This window comes from Luteibacter sp. P4_E6, assembly GCF_056401535.1.
This window is the reverse complement of record NZ_JBFUJE010000011.1, coordinates 16,363-29,291: the sequence shown is the minus strand read 5'-3', so window position 1 is coordinate 29,291 and position 12,929 is coordinate 16,363. Positions and strand designations below refer to the sequence as shown.

Below are 12,929 nucleotides of genomic sequence, written 5' to 3'. Positions count from 1 at the left end.
GGGATGAACGACCGAGGGGGCGAAGCTTCATGCGTCTCTCCGGGGAGGGCGGAAACCCCCATTTTGAGGCACACGAAGTTCAGGCGATGTATCCGTCAGCAGGTGGCGCAGGCCGGACAGGCGGGAACCTCGTTCGATGCCTTACGCTCTGCCTTGCGGGGCGTCGGCACGGCTTCCGGTGCGCCCGCGCCGCGGTCGCCGGCGAGTTGCTCGCGGCCAAGGCGGAAGATGAGTTCGCGGTCGACGATGTGCCCGTGCATGAAGGCGAGGCCAGTAAAGATCGAAGCCATGACGTACTCCTTGCGGATGGAGTCGCAACCCCTTGCGACTATCGGTGTAGTTAAGGGTGCCCGTTCCGTAGCCCGCCAAAAAGCGATATGTTTGCAACCTGGACTTGAGGATTTTTCACATGTCTCGCCTGCCGCTCGGTCAGCTTCAGGGGTTCGTCCTGGTCGCCCGGACCGGCAAGCTGTCGCTCGCCGCCGAGCAGCTCAACCTCACGGYGAGTGCCCTCAGTCACCAGATTCGCAATCTCGAGGAGCGGCTCGACCGCTCGCTGTTCGATCGCGGTCCCCGGGGTGTCACGCTCACCGCCGATGGCAACAACCTGCTCGACTCGATCGGCCACCACTTCGACGGCATCGAGCACGCCCTCAATCGCTATGCGAGCCGTCACCAGGACACCGTGACCCTGAGCGTGCTGCCCTCGGTCGCATCGAGCTGGCTCGTGCCGCGTCTGCCGCGACTGGTCGGTGCCCACCCGGAGCTCGAGCTCAGCCTCTCCTCGTCCGTTTCCGTCGTCGATTTCGACCGCGAGCCGACGATCGACGTTGCCTTCCGCTATGGCCTGGGCTCCTGGCCGCGGACCAAGGCCGACAAGTTGTTCGCCGAATACATCGTGCCCATCGCCAGCCCGTCACTGGTGCGCAAGATGGGTGGCCTGCCGACTACCTCGCTGGAAGGCTGGCCCTTGCTCGGTGATCCCTCGGGACGCTGGAACGATTGGGCCGAAGCCTTCGGTATGCCCTTGCCCTCACGTTACGTCGCGCGCTTCGACAACACCGAACACCTGCAGCGCGCCGTGCTGGAGGGCATGGGCGTGGCCCTGGGGCGGCTTGTCATGGCGCGTTCGCTGATCGAATGCGGGGCGCTCACCGTGCTGTGCAAGGAGCGGCTGCGTGTGGCCGAGGCGTATTACCTCGTCTATCCGAAACGGTCGGAGTCGCATACGGGGGTGGCCCGTTTCCGGGACTGGTTGCTGGGCGAGGCCCGGGAATATGAGGCAGGAATCACGGCCGGAGTGGCCTGATTCTTCTGTAGGAGCCGATTCATCGGCGATGGGGGTTGCGGCAACCTTGTTATCGCCGATGAATCGGCTCCTACAAAGAGCGCGGGAACGCTTGACCGATCCTCGCTGCGGCGCGACAATTCCCGGGCTACCGCTCAGCACTTCTCGCGCGGTGGCACCCTTCTTAGTTTACCCAGGCTTATGGACGTCTACCCTAGTCGACGCGCCGGCTTCCGCTCGCATCGGAGCCCGGCGCTGGCAAAACTCATCGCCCGCGGCGACCGCACCCGGTCTGTCGGCGCTTTCCTCCGCTAGGGAAAGTCCGGCTCTCCTCGTCGGAAGCTCGCGAGCTTCCGTTATTCGAGGATTGAGCCATGTACATCCAACTCGAAAAGACCGGTCCGCGCATGTTCGGCCGCCGTCTCGCTTTCGCTCTCGCCCGTCGTCGTGCCACCGAGGCCTCCCCGGCCAAGCGCACGATCACTGTTCCGCGCTMGCTCGACGCCACTGAAAGCAATCTGAAACAGGCTGGCGGCAAACTGCCGCAGGCATGAACAGCGACATAGACTCTACGGCGCGGCTTTCGCCGTCCGCCGTCACGATTACCCGGAAACCGAACGTCGGCTGCGCGCCGGCGCGTACGCCTTCAGCTGCCAGCTGAGAGCCGCTCGCGCCCGCCCGGAGACGTCGTCCGGAAAGGCAGTGAGCCATGAAGAAGCACATCTCGCAGGCGGCCGTCGCCGCCAAAGCCTTCACCAACGCCAGTGCCGACGCCTACCGTCCGGCCGATGAGCTGCTGCGTTCGCTGGAGGCTCGACTGGACGGCCTGGACGAGGCGGCCATCGCCGAGCGGCTGGACCGCGACGGCATCAACGAAGTAGGCCACGAGAAGCCGCCGCACTGGTCGATCCAGCTGCTGCACGCCTTCCGCAACCCGTTCATCATCGTGCTGCTGGTGCTCGCCGTGGTCCAGCTGGTCACCGATTCCGATGACCTCACGGGCCCGGTGATCATCGCCGTGATGGTCGGTATCAGCGTCCTCCTCTCCTTCACCCAGGAGTTCCGCTCGTCGCGGGCCGCCGAGAAGCTCAAGGCCATGGTGCGCAACACCTCCACCGTGACCCGCCGCGCCGAGGACGGCCACGCCGAGCGCATTGAGGTGCCGGTCGAGGAATTGGTGGTGGGCGATATCGTCCATCTGGGCGCCGGCGACATGGTGCCGGCCGACCTGCGCCTGCTCGCGGCCAAAGACCTGTTCATCAGCCAGGCGATCCTTACCGGTGAATCCCTGCCGGTAGAGAAGGCCGCGCCGAACGCCACGACCGGCGCGGGTTCCGCCGACGGCCCGCTGGACCTGCCGACCGTCTGCTACATGGGCACCAACGTGGTTTCCGGCACGGCGACGGCGGTCGTGCTGGCCACCGGCGCGCGCACCTACCTCGGCTCTCTCGCGCACACCCTCTCGGGCGAGCGCGTGCAGACCAGCTTCGACCGGGGTATTTCCTCGGTCAGCTGGCTGCTGATCCGCTTCATGGCGGTGATGGTGCCGGTGGTTTTCCTGATCAAYGGCTTCGATAAGCACGACTGGGTCGAGGCCTTCATGTTCGGCCTCTCGGTCGCCGTGGGCCTGACGCCGGAGATGCTCCCGCTGATCGTCACCGCGAATCTGGGCAAGGGCGCCATCGCCATGTCGAAGCGCAAGGTGGTGGTCAAGCGCCTCAACGCCATTCAGAACTTCGGCGCGATGGACGTGCTGTGCACGGACAAGACCGGCACGCTCACGCTGGACAAGATCGTGCTCGAGCGCCATGTGGATCTCAACGGCGACGACTCCGACGACGCGCTGGAATACGGGTACCTCAATAGCCGTTTCCAGACCGGTCTGCGCAACCTGATGGACAAGGCGGTGCTCACGCACCGCGACCTCGAGCCGATCGCCTCGCGCTTCCATGTAGTCGACGAGATTCCGTTCGACTTCCAGCGCCGGCGCATGTCGGTGGTGGTCTCGGACGGGCGCGGCGAACAGCTGCTCGTCTGCAAGGGTGCGGTCGAGGAGATGCTGCAGATCTGCAGCGAGGCACGCATCGGCGATGTCGTTGAGCCCATGACGTCGGAGAAGCGCGCCGAGATCCGCGCCATGACGAACGAGCTCAACGAAGACGGCCTGCGTGTGCTCATCGTGGCGATTCGTCGCGATCCCGCCGGCGAGCGGGCCTATGGCGTGGCCGACGAAACCGGCCTGACCGCGGTCGGCTGCCTGGCCTTCCTCGATCCGCCGAAGGACTCGGCTGCCACGGCCATCCGGGCACTCAATCACCACGGCGTCGCGGTGAAGGTCATCACCGGCGACAACGAAGCCGTGACACGGAAGATCTGCACCGAAGTCGGCCTCGATGTCACGGCGTCCGCCCTGGGTCGCGATATCGAGCAGCTCGACGACGACGCGCTCGATGCGATGGTCGAGAAGACCACGGTCTTCGCCAAGATGTCACCGGTGCAGAAGGCGCGCGTGGTCAAGGCGCTGCAGCGTCGCGGTCACACCGTCGGCTTCCTTGGTGACGGCATCAACGATGCGCCGGCGCTACGCGAAGCGGATGTCGGCATTTCGGTCGATACCGCGACGGATATCGCCAAGGAGTCGGCGGACATCATCCTGCTCGAGAAGAACCTGATGGTGCTGGAGGAGGGTGTGATCGAAGGTCGCGTCACCTTCGGCAACATCATGAAGTACATCAAGATGACTGCCAGCTCGAACTTCGGCAACGTGTTCAGCGTGCTTGTCGCGAGCGCCTTCCTGCCGTTCCTGCCGATGCTGCCGTTGCAGATCCTCGTGCAGAACCTGCTGTACGACCTGTCCCAGCTGTCGATCCCGTTCGACCGCATGGACGAGGAATACCTGCGCCATCCGCGCAAGTGGGATGCGGGCGACATCGGTCGCTTCATGGTCTGGATCGGACCGGTCAGCTCGGTGTTCGACATCACCACGTTCTGGCTGATGTGGCATTACTTCGGTGCCAACGATGTTGCCCACCAGTCGCTGTTCCAGTCGGGCTGGTTCATCGAAGGCCTGCTCTCGCAGACCCTCGTGGTGCACATGATCCGCACGCGGCGGGTGCCGTTCCTGCAGAGCGTGGCCTCTGCCCCCGTGTTGGCGCTGACCGGCGCGATCATGGTCATCGGCATGCTGATTCCCTACTCGGGTCTTGGCGCGCGCATCGGCATGGTGCCGCTGCCTGGCATCTACTTCGCGTGGCTGGCGGTGACGCTGGTGAGCTACTGCGTACTCACCCAGCTGATGAAGACGATCTACATCCGCCGCTACGGACGTTGGTTGTAAGACTACGAAAAGGCATGGGCGTCGATGGACAGACGCCCATGCGCGAACGCGGTGTCATGTGTGCTCCCCAACCAAGGAGACACCACGATGCTTCGTAACACCCTTGCTGCCGCTCTGCTGTTCATTCCGGCCATCGCCATGGCACAGACCGAGACGGCACCGAAACCGGCACCGGTGCCCGCCGCCGAGCGCTATGTGGACGCGATGAACTGGCCGGCGTCGGAAGCCGGCATGGAACGCTTCGAGAAGCTCACCGAACACCTCTCCGGCGCGTTCAGCGCCATCTGCGGCGACACTTTCTGCGAAGGCGACTACGGCAATCTGCGGCCGATGGAGCTGCGCTGCTCGGTCGATTCCACCAAGGGCACGATGAAGCAGTGCCTGTGGACCTTCGCCGGCAGCTACACGCAGATCAACGGCAAATCCGGGGCCGTGCAGGTCAACGCCAAGCTGTTCAAGTGCAAGCTGGCCCTTGCCAAGGACACGCCGGTGGAATCGTTCTACGAGGCGCTGATGTCGTCGAAGGAACCGCTGGAGGTGAAACTCCCGATGACCCGCAAGACTGTCTTTGACGGCCTCAACGCCTGCCTGTAACCGGCTCATCGCAGTAACGGAACGCCCTGCCGCGAGTTCCCTTGCGGCAGGGCGTTTTTATTGGTCCTCTCGGGATACCCACCCACTGAGGTCTCCCGCATGCGCAACGCGCTCCCCGTCGCCGTCCTCCTGCTTTTCATCGCCGCGCCTTGCCTTGCCGACGAGTCGCCCAAGGCGCAGGTCCAGCAGGTGGTCGACAGCTTCCAGGTATCACTCAAGGCCAAGGACGCCAAAGCCCTCGGCGACCTCTTCCTGCCGGAGAGCAAGGCGTGGATCACCACCCTGGGCGAACCCTCCTTCACCAACGTCAAGGCCAAGCACCCCGAGGTAACCCGCTACAAGGCGGGCAGCTGGCAGGAGTTCACCGATTTCGTCGGCAAGGCCAAGGGCAGCGTCGAGGAACGGTTCCACAACGTACGCATCGAAACAGACGGTTCGGTGGCATCGGTCTATTTCGATTTCGAGTTCCTGATGGACGGCAAAGTCGGTAACCATGGCGCGGAGACCTGGCAGCTGGTCCGCACCGACAACGGCTGGAAGATCGCCGCCATGCTCTACTCCTCCAACTTCTGACCGATACAATCGGCGGCAGTCGGGGAAGGGTAGTCATGCAGGAAGATCGGAACGTCACGGTATCGCCGGGCATGGCCTGGATCGCAGGCCTGCCGATTTTCGGCTGCATGGTGATCATGGGTTTTCCCTCGTCGGTCACCGACCCGAAGGCGCTGGCGTTCCGCCTGTTCTACACCTTGTCGTATCTTGCCTGGATCGTGCCGCTGGGCTGGATACAGCGTGTGCTGTGGCGGCGTGGCGCCAGCTGGTGGACGATGGCGGCGGTGCTGCTCCCGGTGAGCTATGCCATGTCCGTGCTCAACGCGGTGATCGCGCTGGAGAACCTGGCCAGCGCGGAGATGCGCGCGAAGGTCACCTGGGTGTGGATCTTTGGCGGTCTCGACGGTTGCTGGCTGGCCCTCATCGCGTTCTGCGGTTTGCAGGCGATGGTGTTGCATCGTGCCGCGTTGCGCGCCGAGGGCGAGCGCCTCGTACTCGCCGCGCAGGCGACACGCGACGCCGAACTGCGTGCGCTGAAGTACCAGCTGCAGCCGCATTTCCTGTTCAACACGCTCAACGCCATCTCCGCGCTGGTCAACGACGATCGCAAGCGCGACGCCAGCCGCATGATCGCCCGTCTCGGCGATTTCCTTCGCACCACGCTCGAAGAAACGCATGGGCACGAAGTAACCGTCGGTGACGAGGTGGTGTTCACCTCCGCCTATCTGGACATCGAGAAGGCGAGGCTGGGCGACCGCCTGCGCATTGACATTCATACCGGACCCGGCGCACTCGATGCGCTGGTGCCGCACCTTCTGCTCCAGCCGCTGGTCGAGAACGCGATCCGCCATGGCATCGCGCCGCGCGGGGAGGGAGGCACGGTGTCGATCCGCGTGCAGCGTGAAGCCGACATCCTGCGCGTTCAGGTGGAGAACGACAGGCTCGACGGGGTCGCGAGCGACGGGCACGGCGTTGGCCTAGCCAACGTACGCGCCCGTCTCAATGCCTTGCATCCGAATGCACACGGGTTCGAAGCGGGTCCTGTCGGCGCGCAATGGCGCGTGACGGTTGAATTGCCCTGGCGGTTGTCGTCGCAGCCGAAGGTGGCGGAATGATTCGCGTGGCCGTGGTCGACGATGAACCTCTGGCGCGAAGCGGCGTGCTCGCGCGTCTGCGCGCCGAGCCGGACGTCACCGTCGTGGCCGAATGCCGCGATGGTCACGCGCTGGCAGCGTTGCGTAAGGATGCGGTCGATGTAGCCTTCGTTGACGTTCAGATGCCCGGTTTGAGCGGGCTCGACGCACTGGCCGCGATCCCCGCCACTGAGCGCCCTTTAGCCATTCTGCTTACCGCTCACGACAGCTTCGCCTTGCGCGCCTTTGAACTGAACGCGATCGACTACCTGCTGAAACCGATCGATGACGAACGCTTCGCTGAATCGATCGATCGCGCGCGCCGGCAACTCGGGCGTGCGACGACGAGCCACTGGCCGGAACGCTTCGGCATCCGCATCGGCGCACGGTTAAGCTTCGTCGAGGCGGTGGACATCATCTGGATCGAAGCCGATGGGGACTACGCCGCGTTGCACGTGAACGGGCAGCGCCACCTCCTGCGCGAAACCCTGACCACCCTGTCGCGCAAGCTCGATCCGTCGCGCTTCCTGCGCGTGCATCGATCGGCCATCGTCCGCGTGGACCAGGTGGCGGAGTTCCAGCCCCGGCCCAATCGTGATGCTGTACTTCGGCTGCGCGACGGTACGACCCTGCGTGCGAGCCGCACCTATATCGACGCCTTGCTCGCCGCGCTTCATCAGGAGCRCTCGTAGCCTCGTCAGTCGCCATGGCGCCGCGCCTTCGAATTGCCACTTTCCCGCCCCACGCCGCGCTCCGCTATCGCGCATATTCACCATGAACCATGCAAAGGAACGCCCATGTCCCGCCTTGCCGGACTCGACACCCTTCGTGCCGCCGCCATCGCGTGGGTCATCCTTTTCCACAGCTACCTGATCGGCGGCCTGGGTGAAGGCTACGGGTTGTTTCAATGGTCCGGCTGGATGGGCGTGGACCTGTTCTTCGTGCTCAGCGGTTACCTGATCGGGACGCAGGTGTTCAAGGCCTTGCAACGGACCGGGACGCTCGATTTCCCGGCCTTCTACAAGCGCCGTTTCGTTCGCATCCTTCCCGCGTTCTTCGTCGTGCTCGCACTGTACGAACTCTGGCCGGCGTGGCCCGAAACCAAGGGCATGCAGCCGCTGTGGCAGTTCCTCACCTTCACCTTCAACCTTCAGTACAACAACGACGACAACTACGCGTTCTCGCATGTGTGGTCGCTCTGCGTCGAAGAGCATTTCTACCTGGTGTTTCCGTTCCTCGCCTACGCGCTGACGCGCAAGCCAGCCGCGTGGAAATTCGCCGTGGTCGCCGCCATCGTGGTCGTCGGCGGCATGCTGCTGCGTGCGTGGCTCTGGACACATTTCGTCGGGCCTGCCGGAAGCAGCGTGGGTGGCGCGGCGGACGATCGCGGCCTGCGATACCTGCGCTATCTCTACTACCCGACCTGGGCGCGCCTTGATGGCCTGGTCGCCGGCGTCGCGCTGGCTGCCTGCGGTGTCTACCGGCCTACATGGTTCGCCTGGGCCCACGCGCGCGTGAACCTGCTGCTGGCGCTGGGCATCGCGCTGCTCGCCGCCGCCATCATGCTTTTTGACGCGGCACGTGCCGACTTCTGGCCCTGCGTCGTCGGGTACCCGCTGGTCGCGTTGGCGATGATGGCCTTCGTCGCCGCCGGCACCGGGACCACGTGGTTTGCACGCTTGAGGATTCCCGGTGCGGGCTGGCTGGCATCGGTCTCGTACAGTTTGTATCTGAGCCATAAGGGCGTCTTCATGCTCGTCCAGGCAGGGCTCGTTGGCCGGCTGGCGGACGACGGCCTGCTGCGCTTCGCGATCTATGTCGTGGCGACGCTGGCAGGTGGTGCGGTCCTGCACTACGCGGTGGAACGGCCCTTCCTGCGTTGGCGTGACGCACAAACGAAGACGGCGCCCGAAGGCGCCGTCTTGTCGAGCTGATTGGAAGCCTGAGCGTTGTGTGGSAGCCGGCTATGCCGGTGATGGGTTGAGGCAACCTGGTTATCGCCGATGAATCGGCTCCTACATAAAGCGGTATCAGTAACGCGGGACGGTCGGATCCACTTCGCGGGACCATGCGTCCATGCCGCCTTCGACATTGAACAGCTGCGTGAAGCCGTGCGCGGCGAAGCGCTCGGCGGCAGCGCGGCTGGAAACGCCGTGGTGGCAGATGAAGGCGATCGGCGCATCCTTCGGCAGCTGGGCCAGCGCCTCGTAGCCTTCCTCTTCGAGGATGCGCGCGCCGGCGAGCGGTGCGGCCATGGCGCGGGCGTGGGCCGGACGCACGTCGACGAGGGTGATGTCCCCGGCGGCGAGGCGGTCCTTCAGCTGGTGGACGTTGAGCGTGCCAATCTCGACAGCGCCGGGAAACTTCAGGCTGAGGCCTTCGCCCTGGACCGTGGTGACCCAGTCGATGACGACGCCCTTGGCGCGCGCGGCACTGCCCGGATCGAAGTGGACTTCGATACCGTTGGCGACCACGACGATGTCGAAATCACCCGCCGGGGCGAGCTGGAAGCCCGCGCTGTGGTCCGGACCGATTTCCAGATGCAGCGCCATGCCCTGGGCATTGGCCATGCCACCACGGATGGCTTCGGCCGCCTTCTCGGTGATGGTGATTTCCGGCGGCGTGCGGTCCGGCGCGCTGGCGCCGAACAGGGTGTAGAGCTCACCGCTGGTGTACATCTGGCGGATGATGTCCGAACCACCGACCAGCTCGCCCTTCACGTAGAGCTGCGGAATGGTCGGCCACTGGCCGTATTCCTTGATGCCCTCGCGGATTTCCGGATCTTCCAGCACGTTGACGGTGTGGTAGGTCGGGATGATGTCGTTGAGCGTGTTCGTCGCCGCGGCCGAGAAGCCGCACATCGGCTGCTGGCGCGTGCCCTTCATGAAGAGCACCACCTGGTGCTCGGCGAGGAGGGTTTCGATGCGCTCGCGGGTGGGTGTATCRAGGGCCATGGGGTCACCGCGGAAAGAGAGGGGGCCATTTTACCGGCATCCGTGGCACATGGGCCCCCTTCGAGTCCGTTTCAACCCGCTAGTGACACTTCCGTGGTCAATTCCGTGAGATCGGCCCGGCAATCGACCAGCGGAGCGAAGCCGAGGACGGCCTCGGGCGAGGGCAGCACGGTCTCACGGCTGGCGCGACCCAGGTGGGTGCGGCGCTCAGTCCAGTGGATGAGCTCCATCGCCCCGGTGGCATCCTCGACGAGGGCGGTGCAATGCTCCACCCAGTCACCGTCGTTCATGTAGAGGATGCCGTCCAGCGACCGAATATGGCCGAAATGGATGTGGCCGCAGATGTGCCCGTCGAAGCCTCGCTCGCGGGCGTYGGAGGCCACCCGCTGCTCATAGTCCCGGATGTAGGCGAGGGCGGCGCCGACGTGCGACTTCAGGATGATCGACAGGGGCATGTACGGTAGCTCGAGGCGCTTGCGCACCGCGTGCACACGACGGTTCGCCCAGCAGATGAAACGATGCAGGTTGTCGCCCAGCCAGGCGATCCAGCTGCGACCGATATGCTCGGGGTCGTACTCGTCACCGTGGCTCACCCGGTAACGGCGGCCATCGGCGCCCTCGTGCACCGCGTCGAGTTCCACGCGTATACCCGCGATGGTCGAGCCGGCGAGACCGCGCATCTGGAAATCGTGGTTGCCCGGCAGGTAGATCACCTTCGTGCCCTTCGCGGCGATGGCGACGAGCTCGGCGATGACCGCGCTATGGTCGGGATGCCACCAGTGGCGCTTGGCCAGCGCTTCCAGATCGACGATGTCGCCGACCAGGTACAGCTGCTCGCAATCGAGATTCTTGAGGAAGTCCAGGAGATAGGCTGCCTTGCAGTCCGGCGTGCCCAGATGCACGTCGGAGATGAAGGCGCTGCGGCAGGAGAGCTTGGCCATGACGTCGGTTTCCCGGGTTGTCCCGGGACATCAGTCTCGACCTGGCAGGTAACCGCGGCGTGGCGGGGGTGTTTCAGGTGTGTTGCGGTAGAGCATCGCCGCTGAAGCGGCTCCCACTAGTGAATCGGGGTCCCACAGGGGTCGGGTCGCGCCGGATTTGTGTGGGAGCCGATTCATCGGCGATCAGCGATGAAGCTCCCGCAACGCCGCCTGGGCCTCCGGCAAAATCACATCGACCCACGTCGCGTACTGCGCGGCCGACGGGTGCAGCCCATCCTCCACCAGCATCCCGGGCGTCGCACCCGCCGCCCGGGAGGCCGGCGTTACGTCCGCCCATCGCGCATGGGCGCGAATGGTCTCGTCATGCGCGATGGCGTTGAAGGTGTCGATGTCGCTGGCGATCGCCGCGCGATCCCGGCCTTCGGCAAAGGCGGTGACGCCCCAGTCGGGAATCGACACCACGATCACCCGGCGCGAATCGCCGGCCAGCGCGATAGCGCGATGAAGCAGGGTGAGGAATTGTTCGCGGTACTCGCTGGCGGAGCGGCCGCGGTATTGGTTGTTCACCCCGATCAGCAGGGTCACCAGGCCGACGCTGCCGCGAAGGGCGGCCTCGTCCATCGCGATCGACAACTCATCGGTCGTCCAGCCCGTGGTGGCGATGATGCGCGGATCGCCGACCATGACGCCACGCTCGCGCAGGCGCGCGACCAGTTGCACCGGCCATCGTCCCTGGACAGGCACGCCTTCGCCGATGGTGTACGAATCGCCGAGGGCGAGAAAGGTCGCTTCGGTCACGGCTCAGGCGACCGCGCTGGCCGCGGGCGTGGCTTCGTCTGCCATACGGCCGAGCACGCGGTCCATGCGCACGAACACCTCGGCCAGCTGGGCCGGCTCGGGCAGCAGGGTGAGTCGCAGATGACGGCTCGCCGAGAGGTTGAAGCTGGTGCCTGGTACGACCAGCACGCTCTCTTCCTCGAGCAGGCGGAGCGCGAAGGCGGTGTCGTCGAAATGGGCGATCGCATCCGCGCGGATCTGCGGAAAAGCATAGATGGCACCGCCCGGGGCGACCACGTCGAGGAACGGGCTGGCAGCGACATGGTCGAGCACCGTCTGTCGCGCCTGGTACAGACGGCCGCCGGGCGAGGTCAGGGCACCGATCGTCGGCGCGTCGAGCAAGGCCGGGCGCACGGCCCACTGCGCTGTCACGTTGGCGCACAGGCGCAGGGCGGCGAGCAGCTGGAGGGCATCCCGGTACTCGGCGGTGCGACGCGGGTCACCGGAGAGACTCATCCAGCCGACGCGATAGCCGCAGGCACGGTGCACCTTCGACAGTCCGCCGAAGCTCACGCAGGGATGGTCACCGGCAATCGCCGCCAGCGGCTGGAACGGGGTGTCGTCGTAGAGGATCTCGTCGTAGATCTCGTCACAAAGCAACAGCAGCCCATGGCGCCGGGCGACTTCGACGATGCGTTCGAGGAGGGCCTTCGGGTAGACCGCGCCCGTGGGGTTGTTCGGGTTGATCAGCACCAGGGCGCGCGTGCGCGGGCCGATCAGGGATTCGATCTCGTCGGGGTCGGGCAGGTGATCATGCTCGGCAAGGCAGCGGTAGTAGCGCGGGCTGCCATCGTTGAGGATGGTCGCGGCGCTCCAGAGCGGATAGTCCGGGCTGGGCAGTAACACCTCGTCGCCTGGCTGGAGCAGGGCGCGCAGGGATATGTCGATGAGCTCGCTCACGCCGTTGCCGATGAAGACACGCTCGACATCGATGCCGACCGATCCGCGGGCCTTCTGCTGGGCCACGATGGCCTCGCGGGCCTCTTCCAGGCCCTGTTCGTGACCATAGGCTTCGCTATCGGTCAGATGGGCGCCTATCGCTTCGCGGAGATGGGGCGGGGTGGCAAAGCCGTAGCGGCCAGGGTTGCCGATGTTGAGCTTGATGATCGGCTGGCCGGCCGCTTCCATGTCGCGGGCACGCCGGGTGAGGGCGCCGCGGATTTCATAGCGCACTTCCGCCAGGTGCGCGCTGGGCTTGATCGAGGACACGTGCAGGACTTCCGGTGCTTGCCGCCGGGCGCGTTCCCGGCGGTCGTCGTCCGATCCTAACAGCGTACGAACGGGCTCGCGAGG

Annotated in this window: 13 protein-coding genes; 8 read left to right on the top strand and 5 right to left on the bottom strand. The window is 65.3% G+C overall.

All coding sequences use genetic code 11. From position 1 onward, the window contains the following. Positions 1-95: 95 nt before the first annotated feature. The gene (locus AC1DT2_RS01910; RefSeq protein ID WP_477293859.1) at positions 96-290 is read right to left on the bottom strand and encodes a hypothetical protein; all 195 of its coding nucleotides are present in this window, start codon (positions 288-290) and stop codon (positions 96-98) included. Between the two features lie 119 nt (positions 291-409). Between AC1DT2_RS01910 and AC1DT2_RS01905 the strand changes: the two genes are divergently transcribed. The 8 genes from AC1DT2_RS01905 (at position 410) to AC1DT2_RS01870 (ending at position 8,838) form a co-directional block, all read left to right on the top strand. Further along, positions 410-1,309 (top strand): LysR substrate-binding domain-containing protein, encoded by a 900-nt coding sequence (locus AC1DT2_RS01905; RefSeq protein WP_477293857.1) that lies wholly within the window; start codon positions 410-412, stop codon positions 1,307-1,309. Between the two features lie 353 nt (positions 1,310-1,662). Further along, positions 1,663-1,842, top strand: coding sequence for a hypothetical protein (locus tag AC1DT2_RS01900; protein ID WP_477293855.1), 180 nt, complete (start codon positions 1,663-1,665; stop codon positions 1,840-1,842). 155 nt (positions 1,843-1,997) lie between these two features. Then, a complete protein-coding gene (mgtA, locus tag AC1DT2_RS01895) occupies positions 1,998-4,625 on the top strand; it encodes a magnesium-translocating P-type ATPase (RefSeq protein ID WP_477293853.1) in 2,628 nt (875 codons plus the stop codon). A gap of 87 nt (positions 4,626-4,712) precedes the next feature. Further along, positions 4,713-5,219, top strand: coding sequence for a hypothetical protein (locus tag AC1DT2_RS01890; protein WP_477293851.1), 507 nt, complete (start codon positions 4,713-4,715; stop codon positions 5,217-5,219). Between the two features lie 99 nt (positions 5,220-5,318). After that, positions 5,319-5,792 carry a nuclear transport factor 2 family protein gene (locus AC1DT2_RS01885; RefSeq protein ID WP_477293849.1) on the top strand — a complete coding sequence of 158 codons (474 nt, stop codon included), beginning with the start codon at positions 5,319-5,321 and terminating at the stop codon, positions 5,790-5,792. A 35-nt stretch (positions 5,793-5,827) separates the two neighbouring features. After that, on the top strand, positions 5,828-6,886 hold the full coding sequence (locus tag AC1DT2_RS01880) for a sensor histidine kinase (RefSeq protein ID WP_213949244.1): 1,059 nt from the start codon (positions 5,828-5,830) through the stop codon (positions 6,884-6,886). After that, positions 6,883-7,596, top strand: a complete 714-nt coding sequence (locus tag AC1DT2_RS01875) for a LytR/AlgR family response regulator transcription factor (RefSeq protein WP_477293846.1) — start codon at positions 6,883-6,885, stop codon at positions 7,594-7,596. The genes AC1DT2_RS01880 and AC1DT2_RS01875 overlap by 4 nt, the downstream gene beginning before the upstream one ends. Before the next feature lie 105 nt (positions 7,597-7,701). Further along, complete coding sequence (locus AC1DT2_RS01870; RefSeq protein WP_477293844.1) at positions 7,702-8,838, top strand: acyltransferase family protein; 1,137 nt, start codon at positions 7,702-7,704, stop codon at positions 8,836-8,838. 96 nt (positions 8,839-8,934) lie between these two features. On the opposite strand, the gene grxD is transcribed toward AC1DT2_RS01870, so the two are convergent. The 4 genes from grxD to AC1DT2_RS01850 form a co-directional block, all read right to left on the bottom strand. Continuing rightward, positions 8,935-9,858 carry a Grx4 family monothiol glutaredoxin gene (gene grxD, locus AC1DT2_RS01865; RefSeq protein ID WP_477293842.1) on the bottom strand — a complete coding sequence of 308 codons (924 nt, stop codon included), beginning with the start codon at positions 9,856-9,858 and terminating at the stop codon, positions 8,935-8,937. A gap of 71 nt (positions 9,859-9,929) precedes the next feature. Further along, complete coding sequence (locus AC1DT2_RS01860) at positions 9,930-10,799, bottom strand: UDP-2,3-diacylglucosamine diphosphatase (protein WP_477293840.1); 870 nt, start codon at positions 10,797-10,799, stop codon at positions 9,930-9,932. Between the two features lie 183 nt (positions 10,800-10,982). Beyond that, on the bottom strand, positions 10,983-11,597 hold the full coding sequence (locus tag AC1DT2_RS01855; RefSeq protein WP_213949249.1) for an SGNH/GDSL hydrolase family protein: 615 nt from the start codon (positions 11,595-11,597) through the stop codon (positions 10,983-10,985). 3 nt (positions 11,598-11,600) lie between these two features. Then, positions 11,601-12,845, bottom strand: coding sequence for an aminotransferase class I/II-fold pyridoxal phosphate-dependent enzyme (locus AC1DT2_RS01850; RefSeq protein WP_213949250.1), 1,245 nt, complete (start codon positions 12,843-12,845; stop codon positions 11,601-11,603). Positions 12,846-12,929 lie beyond the last annotated feature (84 nt).

Excerpts from the sequence above, each read along its gene's own strand:
- AC1DT2_RS01890 (WP_477293851.1), top strand. The coding sequence starts at position 4,713 with ATGCTTCGTAACACCCTTGCTGCCGCTCTGCTGTTCATTCCGGCCATC.
- AC1DT2_RS01880 (WP_213949244.1), top strand. The coding sequence starts at position 5,828 with ATGCAGGAAGATCGGAACGTCACGGTATCGCCGGGCATGGCCTGGATC.
- AC1DT2_RS01870 (WP_477293844.1), top strand. The coding sequence starts at position 7,702 with ATGTCCCGCCTTGCCGGACTCGACACCCTTCGTGCCGCCGCCATCGCG.
- AC1DT2_RS01910 (WP_477293859.1), bottom strand. The coding sequence starts at position 290 with ATGGCTTCGATCTTTACTGGCCTCGCCTTCATGCACGGGCACATCGTC.
- AC1DT2_RS01885 (WP_477293849.1), top strand. The coding sequence starts at position 5,319 with ATGCGCAACGCGCTCCCCGTCGCCGTCCTCCTGCTTTTCATCGCCGCG.